Source organism: Streptomyces acidicola, from assembly GCF_009377235.1.
Classification (GTDB): Bacteria; Actinomycetota; Actinomycetes; order Streptomycetales; family Streptomycetaceae; genus Streptomyces; species Streptomyces acidicola.
On sequence record NZ_VMNX01000021.1, the window covers coordinates 27,321 to 51,754 of the forward strand.

Annotated in this window: 24 protein-coding genes; 9 read left to right on the forward strand and 15 right to left on the reverse strand. The window is 71.3% G+C overall.

Features of this window, described 5'->3' with window-relative positions; all coding sequences use genetic code 11:
* Positions 1–40: 40 nt before the first annotated feature.
* Positions 41–1,153 carry an FMN-binding protein gene (locus FPZ41_RS09120; protein WP_152860859.1) on the forward strand — a complete coding sequence of 371 codons (1,113 nt, stop codon included), beginning with the start codon at positions 41–43 and terminating at the stop codon, positions 1,151–1,153.
* Between the two features lie 55 nt (positions 1,154–1,208).
* A complete protein-coding gene (locus tag FPZ41_RS09125) occupies positions 1,209–1,946 on the forward strand; it encodes an FAD:protein FMN transferase (RefSeq protein WP_228022621.1) in 738 nt (245 codons plus the stop codon).
* Positions 1,947–2,069: 123 nt separating this feature from the next.
* On the opposite strand, the gene FPZ41_RS09130 is transcribed toward FPZ41_RS09125, so the two are convergent.
* From FPZ41_RS09130 to argC, 5 genes are read right to left on the reverse strand one after another with little or no spacing between them, the layout of a single operon-like run.
* On the reverse strand, positions 2,070–2,609 hold the full coding sequence (locus FPZ41_RS09130; protein ID WP_134039151.1) for an arginine repressor: 540 nt from the start codon (positions 2,607–2,609) through the stop codon (positions 2,070–2,072).
* A gap of 7 nt (positions 2,610–2,616) precedes the next feature.
* A complete protein-coding gene (locus FPZ41_RS09135) occupies positions 2,617–3,834 on the reverse strand; it encodes an acetylornithine transaminase (protein ID WP_152860862.1) in 1,218 nt (405 codons plus the stop codon).
* Positions 3,831–4,739, reverse strand: a complete 909-nt coding sequence (argB, locus tag FPZ41_RS09140) for an acetylglutamate kinase (protein WP_152860864.1) — start codon at positions 4,737–4,739, stop codon at positions 3,831–3,833. The genes FPZ41_RS09135 and argB overlap by 4 nt, the downstream gene beginning before the upstream one ends.
* On the reverse strand, positions 4,736–5,887 hold the full coding sequence (gene argJ / locus FPZ41_RS09145; RefSeq protein WP_322619999.1) for a bifunctional glutamate N-acetyltransferase/amino-acid acetyltransferase ArgJ: 1,152 nt from the start codon (positions 5,885–5,887) through the stop codon (positions 4,736–4,738). Before argJ ends, argB begins: the two co-directional genes overlap by 4 nt.
* Positions 5,884–6,924: an N-acetyl-gamma-glutamyl-phosphate reductase gene (gene argC / locus FPZ41_RS09150; protein ID WP_152860866.1), complete on the reverse strand. Its 1,041-nt coding sequence runs from the start codon at positions 6,922–6,924 to the stop codon at positions 5,884–5,886. The genes argJ and argC overlap by 4 nt, the downstream gene beginning before the upstream one ends.
* Positions 6,925–7,062: 138 nt before the next feature.
* On the opposite strand from argC, the gene FPZ41_RS09155 reads away from it, so the two are divergent.
* Positions 7,063–7,611 (forward strand): TetR/AcrR family transcriptional regulator, encoded by a 549-nt coding sequence (locus FPZ41_RS09155; RefSeq protein WP_152860868.1) that lies wholly within the window; start codon positions 7,063–7,065, stop codon positions 7,609–7,611.
* Between the two features lie 104 nt (positions 7,612–7,715).
* Complete coding sequence (locus FPZ41_RS09160) at positions 7,716–9,170, forward strand: MFS transporter (protein ID WP_152860870.1); 1,455 nt, start codon at positions 7,716–7,718, stop codon at positions 9,168–9,170.
* Positions 9,171–9,274: 104 nt separating this feature from the next.
* On the opposite strand, the gene FPZ41_RS09165 is transcribed toward FPZ41_RS09160, so the two are convergent.
* From FPZ41_RS09165 to modA, 4 genes are all read right to left on the reverse strand, one after another.
* The gene (locus tag FPZ41_RS09165) at positions 9,275–9,694 is read right to left on the reverse strand and encodes a TOBE domain-containing protein (protein ID WP_152860872.1); all 420 of its coding nucleotides are present in this window, start codon (positions 9,692–9,694) and stop codon (positions 9,275–9,277) included.
* 190 nt (positions 9,695–9,884) lie between these two features.
* Positions 9,885–11,003 carry an ABC transporter ATP-binding protein gene (locus FPZ41_RS09170; protein ID WP_152860874.1) on the reverse strand — a complete coding sequence of 373 codons (1,119 nt, stop codon included), beginning with the start codon at positions 11,001–11,003 and terminating at the stop codon, positions 9,885–9,887.
* Positions 11,000–11,926 carry an ABC transporter permease gene (locus tag FPZ41_RS09175; protein WP_322620000.1) on the reverse strand — a complete coding sequence of 309 codons (927 nt, stop codon included), beginning with the start codon at positions 11,924–11,926 and terminating at the stop codon, positions 11,000–11,002. Before FPZ41_RS09175 ends, FPZ41_RS09170 begins: the two co-directional genes overlap by 4 nt.
* Entirely contained in the window at positions 11,923–12,768 is an 846-nt protein-coding gene (gene modA, locus FPZ41_RS09180; RefSeq protein ID WP_152860876.1) for a molybdate ABC transporter substrate-binding protein, read from the reverse strand. Before modA ends, FPZ41_RS09175 begins: the two co-directional genes overlap by 4 nt.
* A 290-nt stretch (positions 12,769–13,058) precedes the next feature.
* On the opposite strand from modA, the gene FPZ41_RS09190 reads away from it, so the two are divergent.
* A complete protein-coding gene (locus FPZ41_RS09190) occupies positions 13,059–13,535 on the forward strand; it encodes a molybdopterin-dependent oxidoreductase (RefSeq protein WP_322620001.1) in 477 nt (158 codons plus the stop codon).
* 300 nt (positions 13,536–13,835) lie between these two features.
* Here FPZ41_RS09190 and FPZ41_RS09195 read toward each other — a convergent pair whose 3' ends face one another.
* Both FPZ41_RS09195 and FPZ41_RS09200 read right to left on the reverse strand, forming a co-directional pair.
* Complete coding sequence (locus tag FPZ41_RS09195; RefSeq protein WP_131561015.1) at positions 13,836–14,231, reverse strand: TOBE domain-containing protein; 396 nt, start codon at positions 14,229–14,231, stop codon at positions 13,836–13,838.
* Positions 14,232–14,321: 90 nt separating this feature from the next.
* Positions 14,322–14,915 (reverse strand): ABATE domain-containing protein, encoded by a 594-nt coding sequence (locus FPZ41_RS09200; RefSeq protein WP_322620002.1) that lies wholly within the window; start codon positions 14,913–14,915, stop codon positions 14,322–14,324.
* Positions 14,916–15,025: 110 nt separating this feature from the next.
* Here FPZ41_RS09200 and FPZ41_RS09205 point away from each other — a divergent pair, with 110 nt between their 5' ends.
* A complete protein-coding gene (locus FPZ41_RS09205) occupies positions 15,026–16,258 on the forward strand; it encodes a cysteine desulfurase (RefSeq protein ID WP_322620003.1) in 1,233 nt (410 codons plus the stop codon).
* Positions 16,259–16,367: 109 nt separating this feature from the next.
* Here FPZ41_RS09205 and FPZ41_RS09210 read toward each other — a convergent pair whose 3' ends face one another.
* Positions 16,368–18,893: an alpha-L-arabinofuranosidase C-terminal domain-containing protein gene (locus FPZ41_RS09210; RefSeq protein ID WP_152860878.1), complete on the reverse strand. Its 2,526-nt coding sequence runs from the start codon at positions 18,891–18,893 to the stop codon at positions 16,368–16,370.
* Positions 18,894–19,038: 145 nt separating this feature from the next.
* Between FPZ41_RS09210 and FPZ41_RS09215 the strand changes: the two genes are divergently transcribed.
* Positions 19,039–19,482: a DUF6314 family protein gene (locus tag FPZ41_RS09215; protein WP_152860907.1), complete on the forward strand. Its 444-nt coding sequence runs from the start codon at positions 19,039–19,041 to the stop codon at positions 19,480–19,482.
* A gap of 45 nt (positions 19,483–19,527) precedes the next feature.
* Here FPZ41_RS09215 and FPZ41_RS09220 read toward each other — a convergent pair whose 3' ends face one another.
* Complete coding sequence (locus FPZ41_RS09220) at positions 19,528–20,112, reverse strand: histidine phosphatase family protein (protein ID WP_152860880.1); 585 nt, start codon at positions 20,110–20,112, stop codon at positions 19,528–19,530.
* Positions 20,113–20,215: 103 nt separating this feature from the next.
* Complete coding sequence (locus FPZ41_RS09225) at positions 20,216–21,688, reverse strand: aminotransferase-like domain-containing protein (protein ID WP_152860882.1); 1,473 nt, start codon at positions 21,686–21,688, stop codon at positions 20,216–20,218.
* On the opposite strand from FPZ41_RS09225, the gene FPZ41_RS09230 reads away from it, so the two are divergent.
* Positions 21,687–22,658 (forward strand): DMT family transporter, encoded by a 972-nt coding sequence (locus tag FPZ41_RS09230; protein ID WP_152860884.1) that lies wholly within the window; start codon positions 21,687–21,689, stop codon positions 22,656–22,658. The genes FPZ41_RS09225 and FPZ41_RS09230 overlap by 2 nt on opposite strands.
* A gap of 97 nt (positions 22,659–22,755) precedes the next feature.
* Positions 22,756–22,956: a DUF1918 domain-containing protein gene (locus FPZ41_RS09235; RefSeq protein ID WP_131567686.1), complete on the forward strand. Its 201-nt coding sequence runs from the start codon at positions 22,756–22,758 to the stop codon at positions 22,954–22,956.
* 94 nt (positions 22,957–23,050) lie between these two features.
* On the opposite strand, the gene FPZ41_RS09240 is transcribed toward FPZ41_RS09235, so the two are convergent.
* Positions 23,051–24,301 (reverse strand): glycoside hydrolase family 10 protein, encoded by a 1,251-nt coding sequence (locus FPZ41_RS09240; RefSeq protein ID WP_407698766.1) that lies wholly within the window; start codon positions 24,299–24,301, stop codon positions 23,051–23,053.
* Between the last annotated feature and the right edge of the window lie 133 nt (positions 24,302–24,434).

Genomic DNA, 24,434 nt, shown 5'->3' on the forward strand with positions numbered 1-24,434 from the left:
GGGACTTACGCGACCTATCGGAGCTAGGAGCTCAGGAGCGATGAAGAAGAGCCATCCCATTCGGCGTGTCCTGCTCGCCAGCGCCGCCACCGTGTCCGGCATCGTGCTGCTGCTGACGCTGAAGCCGTCGTCGGACCCGACTGCCGCTGGGGAGTCGGTCGCGCCCCAGGGGTCGGCGGGTGCCCAGGCCATCGGCAACGGGCAGACGCAGACGCTGACGGGTGATGTCGAGCAGACGGAGTACGGGCCCGTCCAGGTCCGCATCACCGTCAGCGGCGGCAAGATCACCAAGGCCGACGCCGTACAGAAACCGGAGGGCGGCCGCTCCACCCAGATCAGCGGGGATTCCGTCCCCAAACTCAACGAGGCGGCCGTCGCCGCGGGCAGCGCCGAGATCGACGCCGTCTCCGGTGCCACCTACACCAGCGCCGGCTACAAGAAGTCCCTCCAGTCGGCCATCGACAAGGCCGGCAGTGGCGGTGGGCAGGGCTCGGGCAGCGCACAGGCCCAGACCGTCACGGGTGATGTCGAGCAGACGGAGTACGGGCCGGTCCAGGTCCGGATCACCGTAAGCGGCGGAAAGATCACGAAGGCCGAGGCGGTACAGAAACCGGAGGGCGGCCGCTCCACCCAGATCAGCGGAAATTCCGTACCGAAGCTCAACCAGGCGGCGGTGACGGCGGGCAGCGCCGAGATCGACGCCGTCTCCGGTGCCACGTACACCAGCGCCGGCTACAAGAAGTCGTTGCAGTCCGCTCTGGACAAGGCCAAGAGCGCGCAGGGCTCGGGGGCCCAGGAGTCCGGTGGCCAGGAGGCGGGCGCCGGGCAGGAGTCGGGCTCCGCGGAGGCCGGGGCCGGGGCGGGCAGTGCGCAGGCAGAGGGCGAGACGGTCCAGGGCGAGGTCGTCAAGACGGAGTACGGGCCGGTCCAGGTCCGTGTCACCGTCAGCGACGGCAAGATCACCAAGGCCGAGGCCGTACAGATGCCCCAGGGCGGCCGCTCCACCCAGGTCAGCGGCAACGCCATACCGAAGCTCAACCAGGAAGCCGTCGCAGCAGGGAGTGCCGACATTGATGCCGTCTCCGGTGCCACCTACACGAGCGCGGGCTACAAGAAGTCCCTCCAGTCCGCCCTGGACAACGCCGGTGGCTGAGCCCTCCGAGACCCCGGCGCCGGCGCCGGCGCAACTGCGCCACGTCGAGGAGGTCATGGGCACGGTCTTCTCGTTCGACGTGCGCGGTGGAGAGCCCACCGCCATGAGGGCCGCGCTGGACGAGGCCGTGGCCGGACTCCACCGGGTCAACGAGGTGTTCAGCACCTACCGCGACGACAGCCAGATCTCCCGGCTGGCCCGCGGCGAGCTGACCATCGAGGAGTGCGATCCGGAGGTCGCCCAGATCCTGCAGCTGTGCTCCGAGGCCGAGCGGCTCAGCGACGGCTGGTTCAGCGCCACCTTCCAGGGGACCTTCGACCCGACCGGCATCGTGAAGGGCTGGGCCACCGAGCGGGCCGCCCTCCACCTGGTCGCGGCGGGCGCGACCGGGGTGAACGTGAACGGCGGCGGCGACGTACAGCTGTGCGGGGTACCGGGCCCGCAGCGGCCGTGGCGGGTGGGCGTGTCCGATCCGCTGCGACCGGGGGCGCTGGCCGCCGTGGTCTCCGCCGCCGGCACCGCGCAGCTGGCCGTGGCGACGTCCGGCACCGCCGAGCGCGGCACGCACATCGTGGACCCGCGCACCGGCAAATCGGCGATCACCGACCTGGTCGCCGTGACCGTGGTCGCCCCCAAGCTGACCTGGGCCGACGCCTGGGCGACGGCCGCGTTCGCGATGGGCGCGCGGGACGGGCTGAGCTGGCTGGAGTCCCTGCCGGACACCGAGGCCCTGCTCATCACGGCGGGCGACGAGGTCCGCTGCACCGGAGGGCTCGCCGACCGACTGGGCTGAGCCCGCGCACCGGGCCCGGAAGGGCCCACAACCGAAGACCCCCACGCAAGTTCCCCCATGCGAGGGCGGGGCGTACCGGAACTCCGGTACGCCCCGCCCTCGTTGGTGCCGGTGCTCGCCCGCTCAGTGGTTGTTCTGCGCCAGCCGGAGCAGGTGATCGGCGAGTGCCTGCCCCCCGGTCGGGTCGCGGCTGATCAGCAGCAGCGTGTCGTCGCCGGCGATCGTGCCGAGGATGTCGTGCAGTTCGGCCTGGTCGATGGCCGAGGCGAGGAACTGGGCGGCACCCGGCGGGGTGCGCAGGACCACGAGGTTGGCGGAGGCCTCCGCGGAGATCAGCAGCTCCTGCGACAGGCGCCGCATCCGCTCCTCCTTCGCCGACCCGCCCAGCGGCACGCGCGGGGTGCGGAAGCCGCCCTCGCTCGGGACCGCGTAGATGAGGTCGCCCTCGCTGTTGCGGATCTTCACCGCGTTCAGCTCGTCCAGGTCCCGGGAGAGCGTCGCCTGAGTGACGCTCAGCCCGTCGTCGGCGAGGAGCTTCGCCAACTGGCTCTGGGAACGCACCGGTTGCCGGTTGAGGATGTCCACGATCCGGCGGTGGCGGGCGGTGCGGGTCTGCGGCACGGCAGGCCCTGCGGCGTGCTCGTGGTCCTGCGCCTGACTCATCGTCGTCTCATTCTCCGGATCGTCCGGCCTCAACTGTCGCGTGCGCTGCGTCGAGGACGCCGGGCAGCGCCTGGAGGAAGGCGTCCACCTCCGCGTCACCGATCGTCAGCGGCGGCATGAGCCGTACGACATCGGGGGCGGGCGCATTCACCAGGAGACCGGCGTCCTGAGCCGCCTGCTGCGCCTGCGGCGCGAGCGGCTCCGTGAGCACGATACCCAGCAGAAGGCCCGCACCACGGACATAGTCGATCAACGGGTGCCCGAGAGACTCGATTCCACCGCGCAGCTTCTCGCTCGCGGACTTCACGTTCTCCAGCAGCCCCTCGTCCTGGATGGTCTCCAGGACGGCGAGTCCGGCGGCGCAGGCGACGGGGTTCCCGCCGAACGTGGTCCCGTGCTGGCCGGGCCCCAGCAGCTCGGCGGCCCGGCCGAAGGCGACGGTCGCGCCCAGCGGCAGCCCGCCGCCGAGGCCCTTGGCGAGGGTGACGACATCGGGCAGGACGCCCTCGTGGGCCTGGTACGCGAACCAGTTGCCGGTACGGCCGACGCCGGTCTGCACCTCGTCGAGGACGAGCAGCGAACCGGTGGCCGCGGTGATCGCACGGGCGGCCTTGAGGTAGCCCGGGGGCGGCACGACCACACCGTTCTCGCCCTGGACGGGCTCGATGACGACGAGGGCCGTCTCCTCGGTGACCGCGGCGGCCAGGGCCTGCGCGTCGCCGTACGGGACGTGGGTGACGTCGCCGGGCAGCGGCAGGAACGGCTCCTGCTTGCCGGGCTGGCCGGTGAGCGCGAGGGCGCCCATGGTGCGGCCGTGGAAGCCGCCCTGGGTGGCGACCATGTGGGTGCGCCCGGTCAGCCGGCCGATCTTGAAGGCGCCCTCGTTGGCCTCGGCGCCCGAGTTGCAGAAGTAGACCTTGCCGTCGCGGCCGAAGAGCTGGAGCAGCCGCTCGGCGAGCGCGACGGGCGGTTCGGCGATGAACAGGTTGGAGACATGGCCGAGGGAGGCGATCTGCCTGCTGACGGCCTCGACGATCGCGGGGTGGGCGTGGCCGAGCGCGTTGACGGCGATACCGCCGACGAAGTCGAGGTACTCCTTGCCGTCGGCGTCCCACAGCCTGGTGCCCTCACCGCGGACGAGAGGGAGCCTCGGGGTGCCGTAGTTGTTCATGAGCGCGCCCTGCCACCGCTGGGTGAGCTCGGCGTTGGTCCCGCTGCCGGTCATCCGGCATCCCCCTCTTCCGCATCGGGCACGACCATCGTGCCGATGCCCTCGTCGGTGAAGATCTCCAGCAGGATCGAGTGCTGGACCCTGCCGTCGATGACGCGGGCGTTCTGTACGCCGTTGCGCACGGCGTGCAGGCAGCCCTTCATTTTCGGCACCATGCCGGACGACAACTCCGGCAGGAGTTTCTCCAGTTGGGTGGCCGTGAGGCGGCTGATCACCTCGTCGCTGTTCGGCCAGTCCTCGTAGAGGCCCTCGACGTCCGTGAGGACCATGAGGGTTTCGGCGCCCAGTGCCGCGGCGAGTGCGGCGGCCGCCGTGTCGGCGTTGACGTTGTAGACGTGCCCGTCGTCCTGGCTCCGGGCGATCGACGAGACGACCGGGATACGGCCGTCGGCCAGCAGCGCCTCGATCGCGCCCGTGTCGATCTCGGTGATCTCGCCCACCCGCCCGATGTCGATGAGCTCGCCGTCGATCTCGGGCCGGTGCCTGGTCGCGGTGATGGTGTGCGCGTCCTCGCCGGTGAGGCCGACGGCGAGCGGCCCGTGCTGGTTGAGCAGCCCGACCAGTTCGCGCTGCACCTGCCCGGCCAGCACCATGCGGACGACGTCCATGGCGTCCTCGGTGGTGACGCGCAGGCCCGCCTTGAACTCGCTGACGATGCCGTGCCTGTCGAGGGCGGCGCTGATCTGCGGGCCGCCGCCGTGCACGACGACGGGCCTGAGGCCGGCGTGGAGCAGGAACACGACGTCCTGGGCGAACGCGGCCTTCAGCTCCTCGTCGATCATGGCGTTGCCGCCGAACTTGATGACGACGGTCCTGCCCTTGTGCCGGACCAGCCAGGGCAGCGCCTCGATGAGGGTCTGTGCCTTGGGGAGGGCGGTGTGCTTACGCGTACTGCTCATGAGGAATAGGCGCTGTTCTCGTGGACGTAGTCGGCGGTGAGGTCGTTGGTCCAGATCGTGGCGGTGGCGTCGCCGGCGGCGAGGTCGGCCACGATGTGCACCTCGCGGTAGCGCATGTCGACCTTGTCGCGGTCCTCGCCGACGCCGCCGTTCTTGCAGACCCAGACGCCGTTGATGGCGACGTTGAGCCGGTCGGGCTCGAAGGCCGCGCCCGTCGTGCCGATCGCGGAGAGCACACGGCCCCAGTTGGGGTCCTCGCCGTGGATGGCGCACTTGAGGAGGTTGTTGCGGGCGATGGAGCGGCCCACCTCGACGGCGTCGTCCTCGGTGGCGGCACCCACCACCTCGATCTTGATGTCCTTGCCGGCGCCCTCGGCGTCCCCGATCAGCTGCCGGGCGAGGTCGGCGCACACCGCCTTGACGGCCTCGGCGAACTCCCCGTACTCCGGGGTGACTTCGGAGGAGCCGGAGGCGAGCAGCAGGACGGTGTCGTTGGTGGACATGCAGCCGTCGGAGTCGACGCGGTCGAACGTGACCCTGGTGGCGGCGCGCAGCGCCTCGTCCAGTACGGCACTGTCGACGTCGGCGTCCGTGGTGATCACGACGAGCATGGTGGCGAGGCCGGGGGCGAGCATGCCCGCGCCCTTGGCCATGCCGCCGACGGTCCAGCCGTCGCCCTCGGCGACGGACGTCTTGTGGACCGTGTCGGTGGTCTTGATGGCGATGGCGGCCTTCTCGCCGCCGTGCTCGGAGAGCTGGGCGGCGGCCGTCTCGACTCCGGGGAGCAGCTTGTCCATCGGGAGCAGGACGCCGATGAGACCGGTCGAGCAGACCGCGACCTCGATGGCGCCCCGGCCGAGGACCTCCGCTGCCTTCTCGGCGGTCGCGTGCGTGTCCTGGAAGCCCCTCGGGCCCGTGCAGGCGTTGGCGCCACCGGAGTTGAGGACCACCGCGGACACCTGGCCGCCGGCCAGGACCTGCTCGGACCACAGCACCGGTGCGGCCTTCACGCGGTTGGAGGTGAAGACGCCCGCGGCGGCGCGGCGGGGCCCGTTGTTGACCACGAGGGCCAGGTCCGGGTTGCCGTTCTCCTTGATCCCGGCGGCGATGCCCGCCGCCGTGAATCCTTTGGCTGCCGTGACACTCACGGTGCGACTCCGATCGTGGAAAGTCCTGTGGTCTCGTCGAGACCGAGGGCGAGGTTCATGCTCTGGACGGCACCGCCCGCGGTGCCCTTGGTCAGGTTGTCGATGGCGCTGATCGCGATGATCCGGCCCGCGTTCTCGTCGTACGCGACCTGCACCTGAACGGCGTTGGAACCGTAGACGGACGCCGTGGCGGGCCACTGCCCCTCGGGGAGCAGGTGGACGAACGGTTCGTCGGCGAGCGCCTTCTCGTAGACGGCGCGCAGAGACTCTCCGGTGACCCCGTCGCGAGCCTTGGCGCTGCACGTGGCGAGGATGCCGCGGGGCATGGGTGCGAGGGTCGGGGTGAAGGAGACCGTGACGGGCTCGCCGGCGGCCGCGCTGAGGTTCTGGATCATCTCGGGTGTGTGCCGGTGGACGCCGCCGACGCCGTACGGGGACATGGAGCCCATGACCTCACTGCCCAGCAGGTGGGGCTTGGGTGCCTTGCCCGCGCCGGACGTGCCGGACGCGGCGACGATCACGGCCTCGGCCTCGGCGAGCCCGGCCGCGTACGCCGGGAAGAGTGCCAGTGAGGCCGCCGTGGGGTAGCAGCCGGGCACCGCGACACGCTTGGCGCCTTCCAACGCGGCGCGGGCTCCCGGCAGTTCGGCGAGGCCGTAGGGCCAGGTACCGGCGTGCGCGGAGCCGTAGTACTTCTCCCAGTCGGCGGCGTCCTTGAGCCGGAAGTCGGCGCCCATGTCGATCACGAGCACGTCCGGGCCGAGCTGCTCGGCGACGGCCGCGGACTGTCCGTGCGGCAGGGCGAGGAACACCACGTCATGCCGCCGGCCCTGCCCGGTGAGAACCTCAGCGGTGGTCTCCTCAAGGACACGGTCGGCCAGCGGCAGCAGGTGTGGCTGCAGCGCGCCGAGGCGCTGGCCGGCGTTGGAGTTGCCGGTCAGAGCGCCGATCTCGACCTCGGGGTGCGCCAGGAGCAGACGCAGCAGTTCCCCGCCCGCGTAACCACTCGCTCCCGCCACCGCTGCACGTACCGTCATGGAACCCTCCTCTTGAATGGCATGACTATACGTTTCGCTGCACGTTTATGCAATCTTCCATCGACGGGCAGCAGCCCCCGCCCCGTGAGCTACGCAGGCGGGTTTGACGGGACCACTTGTGAGTGGTTAATTACTTTCATGAGCGAGACGAAGGCGCGGCAGCGCTCGACCGCGGATGAGCGCCGGGCCACGGTGATGCGGACGGCCATCAAGGCGTTCGCGGAGCGCGGCTACTACGGCACGTCGACCATGGACGTCGCGAAGGCGGCCGGGATCTCCCAGGGGTATCTGTACCGGCTGTTCCCCGACAAGGAGGCCCTCTTCGCCGCGCTGATCGAGCACTGCTCGACGATCCTCAGGGAGGCGGCCGCTGAGACGGTCGCGAAGGCCGAAAGCAGTGACCCCGAGACCGTCATCGCGGCCCTGGCCTCGTCCTACGGCGACGTCGTCGCCGACCGGGACGTCCTCATGATCCTCATGCACGGCAACTGCGCCGCCTCGGTCCCGGTCATCGGCGAGGCCGTACGCACCTGCTACGCCCGTCAGGTCGAGTACATCCGCGCGGCCTCCGGCGCGTCGGACGAGCAGATCAGGCGGTACTTCGGCGACGCACTGCTCAGCAACGTCCTGCTCGCCGCCGGCGCCGCGGACCTCGACGCCCCCTGGGTCCGCACCCTGCGGGGCTGACGCTCCCCCCACCCGGCAACTTCTCCCCCTGGCCGCTTCGGCGGCCTTTTCTCCGCCCCATTAAGTAAGCGGTCAACCGCTTACATATGAAAGAGGTTCTCTCCATGTCCACACCCAGTCGCGTTCGCGCACAAGGGACCGGGCCGCTGCTCGCCCTGCTCGCTTTCGCACAGTTCATCAGCGCGATCGACTACAACATCGTCTATGTCGCCCTGCCGGAGATCGGCCGTGCGGTCGGCTTCGACGCGCACAGTCTCCAGTGGGTCATCAGCGCCTACGCCGTCGCGTTCGGCGGCTTCCTGCTGCTCGGCGGCCGGGCAATCGACCTGCTCGGCCGGCGCCGGATGTTCACCACCGCCCTCGCCCTGTACGGGCTCTCCTCCCTGGCCGGCGGCCTGGCCACGGAACCCGGCGTCCTGGTCGCGGCCCGTGCCGTCCAGGGCCTGGGCGGCGCCCTGCTCCTGCCCGCCACCCTCTCCCTCATCGCCACGAGTTTCGAAGAAGGGGCTGCACGCAACCGCGCCCTCGCGGTCTGGGGCGGCGCCGGTGCCGTCGGCCTCGCACTCGGCTCGCTGCTCGGCGGGGTCCTGACCCAGTACCTCGGCTGGGAGTCCGTCTTCTACGTCAACGTGCCGCTCGCGCTGGGCGCGGCCGCCGTGGCCTTCACCGTCATCCCGGCCGACGCCGCGCGCGAGCGGGACCGCGGCTTCGACCTCGCCGGCGGGCTGACCGCCACCGCGGGCTTCACCGCTGTCGTCTTCGGCGTGGTGCAGGGCCCGGAGGCGGGCTGGACGTCCGCCCAGACCCTCGTCTCCCTCCTCGCGGGCCTCGCGCTCGTCGGTGTCTTCCTCGCCGTCGAGGCACGCACCGCGCACCCGTTGATGCCGCTGCGGCTGCTGCGCAACCGCAGTCTCATCGCCGCGATGGGCATCACCTTCGTCTTCATGGGCACGTTCGGCGCGCAGTACTACTTCTTCACGGTCTACCTGCAGAACGTGCATGGCTACGGCGCGATGGCCACCGGCCTGGCGTTCCTGCCGTCGGCGCTGACCGGCCTGGTCGGCACGAAGGCGAGCGAGTGGCTCCTGGGCCGCGCCGGTATCAGGACCACGATCGTCACCGGTCTGCTCCTCGGCGCCGCGGGCATGGTCGCCCTCGCGCTCGCCCAGTCCCCCACGGGCGGATACGCGGCCCTGCTGCCCGGCGTCGTCCTGCTGAGCCTCGGCCAGGGGCTCGCCTGGACCGCCATGTTCGCCGCTGCGGGAACCGGTGTCGACGCACGCCACCAGGGCATCGCCTCCGCCATGGCCTCCACCACGCAGCAGATCGGCGGCGCGGTCGGCCTGGCCGTCCTCATCGCCGTCGCCGGAGCCGGCACGGACGCGTCCACGGGGCCCGCGCTCGTCCCCGGGCTGCGCACGGCGGGCTTCACCGCCGCCGCGCTCACCCTCCTCGGCGTGGCCATCGCCCTCACCCTGCGCCGACCGGCCGGCACCGCTCCCGACGACCCGGCTTCCGCTCCCGACGTACGGCAGCCGCAGCGGGTCAACGCCGCCTGATGCCCTGAACGCGGACTCCCACGGGGACAACCGAGCACTGCGGCCGGCCGGTCGGGCCGACCACAGCGCTCGGTCACACCCGCACCGGCCATGACACCGCCGAGTCACCCGGCGGCGAGGGCGACCTCGGTCGACTTGATCAACGCGGTGACGGAGGAGCCGTCCGCGAGGCCCAGATCGGTGACCGCGTCCACGGTGATCGCGGCGGTGAGCTCGCCGCCCTCGATGGCGACCTTGACGGTGGCCATGGCGCCGCCGATGGCGACGCCGGTCACCGTGCCGGGCAGCCGGTTGCGGATGGACAGGCCGTTCACCATGCCGGTGGCCAGTGAGACCTCGGTGGACTTGACCAACGCACGCACGGCGGAGCCCGCCGCCAGGCCGAGCTCCCCGACCGCCTCCCGTGTGATCGCCGCGGTGATCTCCTGGCCGCCGTCGAGACGGAGCCTGACAGTTGCCATGGCTTCGCCGGGCGTGATGGCGGTGACCGTGCCGGGCAACTGGTTGCGAATGGACAGGCTCATAGGGAGGCGCCTCGCAGAGAATGAAGAAGAATGGGTGGACTGGTGAGGTTTTGCCCTTGTTGCGTGCCTCACCGTAGTCCGCGGGGGCGCTGCTGGTGCGAGACCCGTCGCGTGTGCCAGGCGAATGGCATACAGCCCCAGCTCCTGGTCGGGCGGAACGTACGTATGCAGTGTCAGGACGTGGACCGTGTCAAGCGGGGTACGCGTGCGTCTGCGCCGCCTTGACCGTCGCCCAGATCGGTGCGCCCGGGTGGAGGCCGAGTTCGGCCGCGGCGAGCGTGGTGAGGTCGGCGGCGAGGCGGAGTTCGCCGGTGACGTCGACGCGGATCTGGTCGCCGTGGGTCTCCAGGCCGGCCACCTCGCCACGCCAGAGGTTGCGGGCACTGGAGCCGGTGGGCTTCTCCCGGTACAGGGTGACCGCGCCCGGCGGGAACGCCACGAAGACCGGACCGGAAAGCTCCTCCGTGGTCGTGATCACGGGACCGGTGTCCAGGCGCACCGTGTGGCCCTCGGCCTGCCCCTGGTAGAGGTTCAGGCCCACCAGGTGAGCGATGTAGTCCGTACGCGGATGGCGCGCGACGTCGCCCGGGGTGCCCTCCTGCACCACGTGGCCCTCCTCGATGACGACGAGCCGGTCGGCCAGCACCATGGCGTCCAGCGGGTCGTGCGTGACGAGTACCGCGACGGCCTCGAAAGCGGCGAGGTGGCGCCGGAGCCCGGCACGTACCTCCAGCCGGGTGCGTGCGTCGAGGGCGGCGAGAGGCTCGTCGAGCAGCAGCAGCCGGGGGCCGGTGGCCAGGGCGCGGGCGAGGGCGACGCGCTGGGCCTGGCCGCCGGAGAGCCGGCGGGGCCTGGCGCCGACGTGATCGGCGAGGCCCATGCGCTCCAGCCACACGGCAGCCTGGGCACGGGCCTGCGCCTTGGTCGCGCCCTGACAGCGCGGGCCGAAGGCCACGTTGTCCAGGGCGGTCAGGTGCGGGAAGAGCAGGTAGTCCTGGAAGACGACGCCGACCGGGCGCGACTCCGGTGGCATATCGTCCAACTCGGTGCCGTCCAGCAGGAGATGGCCGCTCGTGAGCGGGGTCAGACCGGCGAGCGCACGCAGGGCGGTGGTCTTGCCGGCGCCGTTCGGGCCGAGCAGCGCGACCACGTCACCGGGCCCGGCGGTCAGCGCCACGTCGAGGCGGAAGTCGCCGCGGTCGACGACGAGACGGGCGTCCAGCCCCTCGGCCTCCGGGGCGGGGACGGCTGCGGCCTCCGCCTCAGGTGCGGGTGCGGCCTCGGGTGCGGTCTTCTCGGTGTCGGTCATGTGGCGGTCATCCATCGGTCACGCAGTCCCGCCAGGACCGCGACGGACACGGCGAGCAGCACCAGGCTGAGGGCGATCGCGGCAGCCGGGTCGCTCTGCAGGGCGAGGTACACGGCCAGCGGCATCGTCTGCGTACGGCCGGGGAAGTTGCCCGCGAAGGTGATCGTCGCGCCGAACTCGCCCAGCGCACGCGCCCAGGCGAGCACCGCGCCCGCGGCGATCCCGGGCGCGATCAGCGGCAGGGTCACCCGGCGGAACGCGGTGAAACGGGAGGCGCCCAGCGTGGTGGCGGCCTCCTCGTAGCGCGGATCGGCGGCCCGCAGGGTGCCCTCGACGCTGATCACGAGGAACGGCATCGCCACGAACGCCTCCGCGACCACGACACCCGCGGTGGTGAACGGCAGGGTGATCCCGAACCAGGAGTCCAGCCACTGCCCGACGACGCCGTTGCGGCCGAGTGCCATCAGCAGTGCCACACCGCCCACGACCGGCGGCAGCACCAGGGGAAGGGTGACCAGGGCCCGGACGAGACCGCGTCCCGGAAAGTCGACGCGGGCCAGCAGCCAGGCCAGGGGCACACCGATCACCAGGCTCACCGCGGTGGCCGCCGTCGCGCAGACCAGCGACAGCCGCAGGGCCTGCCACACCTCGGTGCTTGCCAGTTGCTCGGGAAGGCTCGACCACGGGGTCCGCACGAGAAGGGCGATCAGCGGCAGCACGAGGAAGGCGAGACCGATCAGCGCGGGCAGCAGCAGCGGTAGGGGTACGGGGGCACGACGGCCCCGCGCACGCACCCGGCCCCGTCCACCGGCCCCGGCTGGTCCACCGGCCCTGGGTCGTGCACCGGCCCGCAAGCGTCCTCGCCGCGGCCCGCCCGTCGGAACGTCGGCCGCGGCGTCGGACTTGCCGGTCGGGGAGGTCACGGCTTGAGGAACCCGGCCTCGGTCAGCACCTTCTGCCCCTCGGCCGACGAGACCAACTCGATGAACGCCTTCGCCGCGCCCGCGTTGGGGGCGTCCTTGAGCAGGGCGATCGGGTAGTCGTTGACGGCGTCGGCAGACTCGGGGAACTCCACGCCCTCCACCTTGTCACCCGCCGCCTTCACATCGGTCTTGTAGACGACCGCGGCGTCGGCCTCCTTGAGCTCCACCTTGGTCAGGGCGCTCTTGACGTCCTGCTCGTAGGACACCGGCGTGAGCTTGAGACTGCTCGCGTCGAGGGCCTTCTGCACGGCCGCGCCGCACGGCACCTCCTTGTCGCACAGGACGACCTTCAGCCCGGACCTGGTGAGGTCCTTCAGGGACGAGATCCTGTCGGGATTGCCCGGCAGGGTGGCGATCTCCAGCTGGTTGCGGACGAAGGTGGCGGGGGTGCCGGACGCGTCCCCGGCGTCGGTGACGATCTTCATCGTCTTGGGGCTGGCTGCGGCGAACACGTCCGCCGGGGCGCCGCCGGTGATGCCGGCGGCGAGGCTGTCGCTGCCACCGAAGTTGAAGGTGACCTTCGTGCCGGGGTGCTCCTTCTCGAACTCCTTGCCCAGGGTGGTGAAGCTCTCCTTGAGCGAGGCGGCGGCGAAGACGGTGACCGCACCGGACAGCTTCGACGACGAGGAAGCCGAGGAGTCCGAGGAGCCCGCCTTCGCCGAGTCGGAGCCCGTGTCGGAGCCCGAGTCGGAGGAGGAGCAGGCGCTCAGGGCCAGCAGCGCGGCAGCGCCTGCGCCGGCCACCTGCAGCATCCGGCGGGTCCGGCGTGGGGAACGGGTCATCACGGGTCTACTCCCTCTGCTGACGGTCTCTCGACGACCACGTCGGTCGACTTGATCACTGCAACCGCCGGAACACCGGGCTCCAGCTTCGGAACCTCGGCGGCGACGATGCCGAAAAGGCAGCTACGCACCGAGGAACCGCTGTTCACACACACCGATCATACTGACGCATATGCGAGGCGTAAGTCTCCTGTCGCATCGCATGAGCTGGACCTTCGGCGGACTGGGGTGGGCATGTGCGTTTGCACGGGAGCGCTGCCCGGGTACCGTGATGCGGGAGGTGGTGACCCGTGAGCCAGTCACTGACACAGCCGGTCGCCGATCCGGTGGCGGAGCTCGCCCTGACCGGGGACGTCGCGCGCCCGTCCCGGCTGACCGTGTCCGACCTGCTCGCCTGGCCCCAGCACCAGGAGCGGGTCAGCTTCGAGTGCGCCACCAGCGGTGTCCAGCACCACCACTTCGCCGGACCGCTCCTGCACGACGTCCTGTCCGACGCCGGCCCCGCCTTCGACCCCGCCCGGCGCAAGGACCGCCTGCGCTTCCTGATCGCCGTGACGGGCACGGACGGCCATCACGCCCTGCTCTCCTGGGCCGAGATCGACCCGGACTTCGGCCGCGCGCCCGTCCTGCTCGCGGTCAGTATCGACGACACCGCGCTCGACCGCCCGGGACCTCAGCTCGTCCTGCCCCAGGACCGCTGCGGCGCCCGGCACATCAGCGGCATCAACGCGATACACGTCGACGGCGGCTACGCGGCATGGAGATGAAGAGACGGAAGGCCTGCTCCTTCACGGCGTGAGCACAGAGGCCCGCCAGCGATGGCCAGGGCCCTTCTGATGGATATCCGCGGAGGAAGGAGCGGCGTCCGGTGCATGCTCCCCCACTGCCCTAAAGGCGTGGGGGGACCCCCAGGCGTGCGGGGCGGAAGGTCATGTGGCGGAGCCACCTGTCCCTTCGCGGCGTGCGGCATGGGGGTCCCCCGCTCGAGCGAAGCCGAGAGTGGGGGAGTGCGTGCCGGGCGTCGCGACGCCGCGGATATCCATCAGAAGGGCCCTGGCACCCGCCGCTCAGGAACGGTCGATGTGCACGTTCGTCGACTTCACACGGGCGGTGGCCTCCATGCCGACCTCCAGGCCCAGTTCCTCCACGGCCTCCCGGGTCAGCAGCGAGACCAGCCGGTGCGGGCCCGCCTGGATCTCCACCTGGGCCGCGACATCACCGAGCTTCACGGCGGTGACGATTCCGGGAAAGGCGTTGCGGGCCGAGGTGTACGAGACGTCCTCGTCGCCACCGCCCGCGCCGGCCAGTTCCACGGAGAACGCGGCCAGGTCCTTCCCGTCGATGAGCCGTCGCCCGGTCTCGTCACGACGGGTCGCCACCCGCCCCGCGTCCGCCCACCGCCGCGCCGTGTCGGAACTCACCCCGAGCAGCCGCGCCGCCTGGCCGATCGTGTAGGACTGCATGCGCGCCAGCATAGGCTCACCGCCCTCACCCCTCCGTCCGCCGCTCCCCCACCGCACGGGTGGCAGTGCACTCCGCGCACGGCGAGGTGTTCACTCCGGCCGGCGTTTGCGCGCCGCGTACGCCCGCGCCGCCCGCACCCGGTTCCCGCACTTCGTGGTGCACCAGCGGCGGGCCGCGTGGGAACGCAGGAACCAGCGGTCACAGCGCTGTGCGGTGCACTCCGTCAACTGGTCGGCCTCGAAGCCGGTGAGCAGATCCGTGGCGTCTTCGGCGAGGAGGAAGAGCGCGGATCCGACCGGGTTGCCGGTGTCGGGCTCGTCGGAACGGTGCGGACCGTCGGCCGTCCAGGCGAGCCGGGGCGTCGAAGGGGCCGCCGCCAGCGTGGAGTTGAGGGTGGCGAGGGGTTCCGCGGGGGGCACGGCACGGCTCGCCCGCGTCTCGAACAGCGGGCGCAGCGCATCGCGCAGCGCCAGCAGTCGCCCGAACTGCCGGCCGTTCAGCGCCGCCCGGTCCGGTAGCAGCGCGTGCCGTACGAGCCAGAGGTGCGCGGCCTCGGCACCGTCGAGCAGGTCGACCGGACCGTGGCTCAGCGTAAAGCGTGTGTTGACCAGGGCCAACGACGCATAGCGCTCCTCGCCGGGGACCTGGAGCTGGTGCAGGTAGTGAGGGGCTTCGTGATCCACGTCGTCATGCTAGCGAGCCCGGATTCTCACGACAATGCTTGCGATTCTCCGTGAGGCCATCTAGCGTCCCTCACGGAGAATCGACTGCGATGACGTGAGAGGTGACCGCCGTGCCCTTCGACGTGCACGCGCTGCGCGAGGACTTCCCGATCCTGGACCGGACGGTCGGGAGCGGCGCCCGGCTCGTCTACCTGGACTCCGGCGCGACCACCCAGAAACCGCTCCGGGTCCTCGAAGCCGAGCGGGACTTCTACCTCACGCACAACGCGGCCGTGCACCGCGGCGCCCACCAGCTGGCCGGGGAGGCGACGGAGGCGTACGAGGACGCGCGCCGCACGGTCGCCCGGTTCGTCGGGGCCGCCGAGGACGAGATCGTGTTCACCAAGAGCGCGACGGAGGGCGTCAACCTGGTCGCGTACGGGCTGGGCAACGGGCGCCGGCTCGGCCAGGGCGACCGGATCGTGGTGACGGAGATGGAGCACCACGCGAACCTCGTCCCCTGGCAGCAGCTCGCCGCGCGCACGGGCGCCACGCTCGACTGGTTCGGGCTCACCGACGATGGCCGCCTCGACCTGACCCGCGCGGACGAACTCCTCGACGAGCGCACCAGGGTCCTGGCCGTCACCCACCAGTCCAACGTCCTCGGCACGGTCAACCCGGTGCGCGAGCTCGCCGACCGCGCCCACGCCGTGGGCGCCCTGGTGGTGGTCGACGGTGCCCAGTCCGTGCCTCACCGGCCCGTCGACGTGGTCGGGTTGGGCGCGGACTTCCTCGTCTTCTCCGCGCACAAGATGCTGGGCCCGAACGGCATCGGTGTGCTCTGGGGCCGGCGCGAACTCCTCGCGGACCTCCCGCCGTTCCTGACGGGCGGCTCGATGATCGAGGTCGTGGAGATGGACCGCGCGACGTTCCTGCCGCCGCCGCACCGCTTCGAGGCGGGCGTGCCGATGGCGCCGCAGGCGGTGGGCCTGGCGGCGGCCGTGGACTACCTCCAGGCACTCGGCATGCCGGAAGTGGCCGCGTACGAGGATGAATTGACCGCCCGCGCGCTCGCCATGCTCCAGGAGATCCCGGGCGTACGGATCGTCGGCCCCCGGGACGTCACGGACCGCGGCTCGGCCGTCTCCTTCACCGTCGAGGGCATCCACCCGCACGACGTGGGTCAGGTCCTGGACGACCGGGGCGTCGCCGTCCGCGTGGGCCACCACTGCGCGCGCCCGATCGTCCGCCGCTACGGGGTCCCGGCGACCACCCGTGCGACCTTCTACGTGTACAACACCCCTGAGGAAGTGGATGCGTTGGCGGACGGAGTGCGGGCGGCCCAGGCATACTTCGACGCCTGAGCCGCCTGAGCCGCCCGAGTCGCCCGAGTCGCCCGAGTCGCCCGAGTCGCCCGAGTCGCCCGAGTCGCCCGAGTCGCCCGAGCGGCCACCCCTTCGCGGCCCTTCTGGATCAGCCCTTCCCGATCCTCAGGAACGTCACCGAGTTGGCCGGGAAGGTGTACGTGAACGTGTCGGCCACCCCGGTGAACGTGGACGTGACCGGCGCGACCGGCGTATCCGTCTCGGTGTTCACGGCGTCGGGGGCGGCCCGCAGCATGGTCACGCGGGCCTTCGAGGCGACCCTCGCGCCACCGAGGTCGACGGCTGTGCGGGCGTCCACGGACTGGGCGTTGACGACCTTGAGGATCAGGTCACCCGTCCTGGCGTCCCGTGTCACCACCTGCCGGAACGGCTCGGCCGGCTTGTCGTCCCTGAAGCCGCCCCACTCCTGGCCGTCCAGGTAGAGGGTCACCTGACGGCCCCGCACCTTGACCTCGATGTCGTAGGTACGGCCCGTCTCGATGGTCCCCGGCTTGGAGATCAGCGACGACTTGCCGCCGTCCACGGCCTGCTCGACCGCCGACGTGGTGTTGTTCCAGCCGCCGAGGTTCCACCAGTAGTAGTTGCCGGTGTCCTTGACGCCGAAGGCGACCAGGAAGCCCTCCTTGCCGGACTTCTTGGTGGCCTTCACCTTGAGGTCGTAGTCGTGCCAGGCCGGATCGCCCGCCGACACCATGGTGTTCTCGGCGGCCACGTCGGTCTGCACGTACTGTCCGTCCTGGACGCTCCAGTTGCCGCCGCCGGTGTGGTTCCACTGCGAGGCGTCACCGCTGAAGTCGTCGCTGAGCAGGGTCTGCCCGTCCGCGCTCGTGACCTGGACGTCGTCGTACGCCGCCGTGGTCGCCCACGTCGACAGGCCGACGGCGCCCGAGATGGGGGCGGTCGTGGAGGGCGTGCCGGTTGCGGTCGACGGCACCACGCGGTCGCCGACGTTGGTCATGAAGAGCTTCTGCGTCTCGTAGTTGGCCGAGCCCCATGACGCGCGGTTGTTGAACCAGATCATGTCGGGCTGCCACTGCACGTAGTCCTCGTTGGCGAGCAGCGGGGCGTACGAGGCGAGCTTCACGACGTCCGCGTTGCGCTCCAGGCCGGTCATGAACGCGGCCTCGGAGAGGGCGTTCTTGAAGGCGTTGCCCCAGGAGGCGTACTCGCCGAGGAAGACCTTCGGGCCGTTCCTGTCGTAGGAGTCGTAGCGGTCGTTGTTCTGCAGGAACCAGCTCGGGTTGTTGTAGTAGTGCTCGTCGACCATGTCGACGTTCGCCTCGCGGTTCAGCTTCCAGGCGGTGTCGAAGGTCGCACCCGCGTCGTCCGGGCCGGAGTTGGAGACGACCGTGATGTCCGGGTACCTGGCCTCGATGGCGGCGCGGAACTGCTGGAAGCGGGCGAAGAACTCGTTCGGCAGGTTCTCCTCGTTGCCGACCGCGATGTGCGTGAGGCGGAAGGGCTTGGGGTGCCCCATCAGGGCGCGCTTCCTGCCCCACTCGCTCGTCACCGGCCCGCCCGCGAACTCGATCAGGTCCAGGGTGTCCTGGATGTGACGCTTGAGGAGGGCGTCGTCGTCGGTGGCCTTGTTCTGGCCGCAGCCGGTGACGAGGGCGGGGACGACGGGCAGCGGCATCGCGCCGACGTCCTCGGAGAACTGGAAGTACTCGTAGTAGCCGAGTCCGTAACTCTGGTTGTATCCCCAGAAGTTGGAGTTGGTGGCGCGCTGCTCGACCGGGCCGATGGTGTCCTTCCACTGGTACGAGCGCTTGCGCTCCCAGCCCGAGGCCTCGCTGTAGTCCTGCATGGAGCCCGTGTTGACCAGGCAGCCGCCGGGGAAGCGGACGAAGCCGGGGTCGAGGGCCGCGATCTTCTCGGCGAGGTCCTTGCGCAGGCCGTTCTCGCGTCCCTTGAAGGTGTCGCGCGGGAAGAGGGAGACCATGTCGAGGGCGGCGGGACCGCCGGTGGCGACGGTGAGGCGTCCGGTGGTGCTGGAGCGGGTCGCGGTGAAGTGTGCCGTGTACTTGGCCCAGCCGCCGCGCACCGTGATCCGGCGGGCCTCGGCGAGCGTGGCGTCGGCGTCGGTGAGGGAGACGGCGAGACGTGTCCCCTGGTCCGCCCGGGCCCAGACGGAGAAGTCGTATCTCTTGCCTCTCTCGACCCTGATGCCTGTGTTGTAGCCGGAGTTGGTGACGGACGAGTCCGCGCCCAGGGCGAGGTAGGTGCGGTTGCGGGCGTTGAGGCGACCGTCGTCGTTCACGGCTTTCGCGGTGCCGTCGACGGCCCAGGAGGTGAGGGGCGTGTACGAGCTGTTGTCGGCGGTGGAGTACTCGAAGGAACGGTTCTGGACGAGTTCGGCGTACAGGCCGCCGTCTGCGGCCCGGTTGATGTCCTCGAAGAAGACGCCGTACATCGTGTCGTCGATCTTCGCGCCCTGGGTGGTGGGGTCGACGGTGATCGCATAGTCGGTGACGTCCTCGGCGTGTGCGGGGCCCGGGACGATGGCCGAGACCACCAGGAGTGCTGTGGCAGTGAGCCCCAGTCTCCAGCGGGGTCCGGTCGTCCGTGTGCGGGTGCGGGTGCGGGTGCGGGTGCGGGTGCGGGTGCGTGACATGGATACTCCGCGGCTCTCTTCTGCGAACCCATTACATGTTCGAAATTTCGGACATTGATCAGCACTGCGAACGGCAACATAGGGAGGGGACTGAGGTGCGTCAATGGGGCGTGCAGCGACGGCGGTGACAGGGGAGCGGGACGGAATGGGCGAGTTCTGGCCAGTACGGGACGTACTGGCGTACCTGGCCGGGAGTTGGCGGGTGCGCCGGTCGGTGCGGGATCTCGCGAGCGGCGACGAGGGCGAGTTCACCGGCACGACCGGGTTCGGCCCGCTGGACGGCGGCGGGTTGCTGCACCGGGAGTCCGGCACGTTCGTCTGGCAGGGCGTCGCGCGTCCCGCGGAGCGGACGCTGCGTTTCCTGCCGGGCACGGCTCCGGGGACCGCGGATGTACGGTTCGCGGACAGCCGTCTCTTCCACGACCTGGACCTCACCGCGGGCCACTGGGTCACGGACCATCCGTGCTCGGCGGACCTCTACCGGGGCGAGTTCAGCGCGTACGACGCGGACCGCTGGCGCACGGTGTGGCGGGCGCGCGGCCCGGCCAAGGACCTGCTGCTGACGACCGACTACACGCGAGAGTCCTAGGACGGACACAGGACCGCCCGGCCCTGGGACGGCCCCAGGACCGCCCTAGGTCCGCCCCACCGTTCCGCCCAGGCTCACGTTCCAGCGGCCGGAGCGGCCGGTGACGGTGACCGTCGACAGGGGGCGGACGTCGAGGTTCCAGTAGGTCGCCGGCGGGGCCTTGAGCGCGTAGACGATCGCGGCCCGGACGACCGAGGGTTCGGCCACGGCGACGACACCGCCGCCGTCGTCGACGGGCCGCGTGTCGAGCCAGCCGCCGACGCGGCTGATGAACGCGTGCAGGGACTCCCCGCCGTGCGGGGTCGCCCGCGGATCGGCGAGCCACGCGTCGACCGCCTCCGGCTCCCGGGCCATCGCCTCGCCCAGCGTGAAACCGCGCCACCGGCCCATGCCGCAGTCCCGCAGCGCGGGCTGGGCCAGCGGCGCGTAGCCGAGGGCATCACCGGTGGCCCGGCTGCGCCGCGTGGGCGAGCAGTAGCGCAGCTCGGCCGCCGCCAGCGGCAGGAGCTCGTGGGCGGCGCGCTGCACCTCGTTCCAGCCCGCCTGGTCCAGCGGCCGGTCGTCCTCGAAGCGCTCCGCGAGCAGCGCGGCGCTGCGCGCGGCGGCGACGAACGTGACCCGAAGATGCATGGGGCGATCGTGGAACGCGACGCTGCGCGGGTCAATGGGTGCCGCTCACCATGACCCAGGGTGCCCCGGCGCTCACGGAGCCCCGTCGGCATCCCTGCGCATGTCAGCTGTGCGCTGTAGTCCCCTCCTGCGCCACCCTCAGCCTCCGCACCCCCTCGGCGATCTCCCCCACTCCCGCGACGCCCGCGAAGCTCAACCGAACGTGCGCCGCCGGGGGCTCGGCACTGAAGTAGGGCCTCCCGGCAATGACCGCGACGCCGGCCCGGAGGGCCGCGGTGACCAGGGCGGACTCTCCCCCAGAGCCGAAAGCCTGGGAGGTGCCCCCAGTGCCGTCGGGCAGGCGGAGCCACAGGTGGTAGCCGCCGGAGGGGATGTGCGGCAGCGAGTACGCGGGGAGTTCCAGACGCAGGGCGGACGTCATCGCGTCCCGGCGGCGCCTCAGCTCCGCCGACACCGCCCTCAGATGCCGCAGCCACGCCGGGGAACCCACGAGTTCCAGGGCCGCCTCCTGGAGGGGGCGCGGCACGAAGAAGGTGTCGACGACCTGGATGGCGCGCAGCCGCTCCAGCACGGGACCACGGGCCGCGAGGGCGCCCACCCGGAAGCTGGGCGAGGTCGCCTTGGTGAGCGAGCACACGTGGACGACCACACCGTCGGGGTCCTCCGCCGCCAGAGGACGTGGCAGCGGCCCCGCGTCCTCGTGCACGAGCCGCCGTACGAAGTCGTCCTCGACCACGAACGCGCCCGCCTCGCGCGCGATCCGCAGCACCTCTCCCCGCCGCTCGGCCGAGAGCAGGGCACCCGTCGGGTTCTGGAACAGCGGCTGGCAGACGAACACCCGCGCACCGGTCGCCCGGAACGCGTCCGCGAGCAGCGCCGGCTTCACTCCGTCCGCGTCCACAGGGACGGGGACGGGCCGCAGCCCGGCCGCCCGCGCGATCGCCAGCATGCCGGGGTACGTGGGCGACTCGACGAGCACCGGGGCGCCCGGCGGCGCGAGGGCGCGCAGCGCGGTGGTCAGCGCGGACTGGCCGCCTGCCGTGACGAGCACCTCGGCCGCGGTGACGGCGCCCCCGATGCTCCGCGCGAACCACTCCCGCAGCTCGGGGACCCCCTCCACGGGCGGCCGTGCCCACACTCCGGGGCGGCGCCCCGCCCGCGACAGGGCCGCGCCCATCGCCTGCTCGGGCTGCAACGAGGGGTGCAGATAGCCGCTGTTGAACTCGATCACGCCCGGTGGCGGGGCCGCGAGCGAGACCAGTACCCCGGAGGCGTCCACGGTCCGCGGTACGAGGTCGGCGGCGCCGTCCGCGCTCAGCGCGACCTCCTGCCAGGAGGTGTCCCCGGCGGGAGCGGGGGCCGTACGGGACTCGGCGCGGAAGGCACCCGCGCCGGGCCGCGTGACCACCAGCCCCTCGGCCGCCAGTTGCGCCAAGGCACGCGAGACGGTCACCGGGCTGACCCGGAAACGTTCGACCAGCGCACGACTCGACGGCAGCTTTCCACCGTGAGAGTAGCGGTCGAGCTCCTGTCGCAGCTGGTTCACCAGCTCACCGACGCTGCTACGCTCATACATGAGAGCTCACGATAGCGCTACTGCCCCCACCCCGATAGCGGTCAGCACTCCACTCGGGAGTGCCCCAAGGGAGAGCCCCGGTGCCGTCGGCATCCTCATGGCGGCCCTCGGTGTCATCGCCTTCTCCCTCACCTTCCCCGCCACCGCATGGGGCCTGGAGGGCTTCGGCCCGTGGTCGCTGGTGGCCGTGCGCACCGTCCTCGCCGCCGTGCTCGCGGGCGGCTGTCTGCTGGCGGTGGGGGTGCCCCCGCGCGAGCGAAGCCGAGCGTGGGGGAGGGTCCCGCTGCCCGGTCGCCGGCACTGGGCGGGACTGGCGGTCGTCGCCGCCGGAGTCGTCCTGGGCTTCCCGCTCCTGAGCACCCTCGCCCTGCGGACGTCGACCACCGCGCACGCGGCCGTCGTCGTCGGCCTCCTCCCACTGACGACCGCGCTGTTCTCCGCCCTGCGCATGGGCACCCGCCCCTCCCGGACCTTCTGGGCGGCGGCCCTCGCGGGCGCTGCCGCGGTGGTCGCGTTCACCGTGACGCAGAGCGGCGGGGCTCTCACAGCGGCCGATCTGTACCTGTTCGGAGCACTGCTGGTGTGCGCGGCCGGCTACACCGAGGGAGGCAGGCTGGCCCGGGAGATGCCCGGCTGGCAGGTGATCGGCTGGGCGCTGGTCCTGTGTCTGCCGCTCACCGTGCCGGGTGCGCTGGTGGCGCTGTCGTACGAGCCGGTCCAGCTGACCGCGCACAGCGTCACCGGGCTGCTGTGGGTCGCCGCGGGCTCCCAGTTCCTCGGTCTGGTGGTCTGGTACCGGGGCATGGCCGCGATCGGCATCCCGAAAGCGAGCCAGTTGCAGCTGGCACAGCCTCTGCTCACACTGGTGTGGTCGGTGCTGCTGCTGGGTGAGCAGCTCACTCCCGCGGCGCCCGTGACGGCAGCGGCCGTCCTGGTCTGCATCGCGGTCACGCAGCGAGCACGTGGCTGAACCGCACGACCGCGGTGCCCGTGCCGGTCCCATCCGGTGCCATCCGCCATAGACTGCGAATACGGACCACTCCTGTGCGAACGAGGAGGCCCTCCAGATGCGTGCAGACGTAGGCGACATCCTGCTCGTGCACGGCCGGATCGTCGGGCAGCACGACAGGACCGCGATGATCGTCGAAGTCCTGGGACCGAACGGCACTCCCCCGTTCCGGGTCCGTTTCGAGGACGACGGGCACGAGGCCCTGATGTCACCCGGACCGGACGCGGTCGTCCGCCACCGCGGGGAGCCCGCACACTAGCCCAGGCCTCCGCCCACCGGCCGTCGGCACCCGGCGCGCCGCCGAAGACGGTTGCCCGGGTGCCAGTGAGGCGCGCCCACGGGGGCACGGCGCGTCAGCTCGGCGGATTCACCCGTCGCTTGTAGTGGTCGGCGACCACACGTGCCATCGCGCCGATCCTGTCCTCCCTGACCTCCTTGGCCGAGAAGAACACATGCCCGCGCACCTGCGGGTAGTCACGGGCGAAGGTGAGGTGCCGGGACAGTTCCCCGGGCTTCTGCCAGGCCGCGGGCTGTGCCGGGTCCCCGGCCTTGTACAGCGCCTCACCCACGTACAGCCGCGTTCCGCTGCCCTTGGCGACCTTCGCCCACCAGGGGAGCAGCTTGGCGTAGTCGGCGGCGGTGAAGCCGATGTTCCAGTACAGCTGCGGGCAGACGTAGTCGATCCAGTGCTTGCGGACCCACTTACGGGTGTCCGCGTACAGGTCGTCGTACGTCTGCACCCCGGCCTTGGTGTCGGAGCCGAGCGGGTCGGTGGACGCGTTGCGCCACACGCCGAAGGGGCTGATGCCGAACTGGGTGCCGGGCCGGATCTGCTTGATCTTCGCCGCTGTCTCCCGCACCAGCTTGTCGATGTTGTCTCGCCGCCAGGCGGCCCGGTTCGGGAAGCCGCCGCCGTGCTCGTCGTACGCCGCCTTGTCGTCGAAGGTCTGGCCCGCGACCGGGTACGGGTAGAAGTAGTCGTCCCAGTGCACGGCGTCGATCGGGTACCGGCGCAGTGCGTCGAGCATGGCCTTCTGGACGAAGGCGCGCACTGCCGGGATGCCGGGGTTGTAGTAGAGCTTGCCGCCGTAGGCGACGACCCAGTCCGGGTGCTTGCGGGCGGGGTGCGAGGCGACGAGCTTCTTCGGGTCGTCGTGGGCCGCGACGCGGTACGGGTTGAACCAGCCGTGCAGTTCCAGCCCGCGCGCGTGGGCCTCCTTGACCGCCGTGCCCAGCGGGTCCCAGCCGGGGTCCTTGCCCTGGGTGCCGGTGAGGTACTGCGACCAGGGCTCGTACGGGGACGGCCAGAGCGCGTCGGCCGCGGGGCGGACCTGGAAGATCACCGCGTTGAGGCGGCGCTTCACGGCGGTGTCGAGATGCGCGATGAGTTCGGCGCGCTGCTGTTTGGCCGTCAGGCCGGGGCGGGAGGGCCAGTCACGGTTGGCCACGGACGCCACCCACATGCCGCGCAGCTCGGTGGCGGGCGCCCCGCGCCGGGCCTCGTCGCCGCTGTCGTCGTCCTTTCTCGTGACCCCCCAGGCGGCCGCGCCTCCGGCCGCGACCAGCCCGCCGAGCATCGCTCCGGAGAACAGCCGCCGCGACATCCGACTCATTCCCATGCCTCCCTGTGCTGTGTGGTTCCGCTCGCCTCCGGGGCGCCGGAGCCTGTGCCGGGACCGCGACCGTACTCAGCGAGCCGTGTCCGAAAAGCCTGCCATGTTCCACCCGCAATACTGA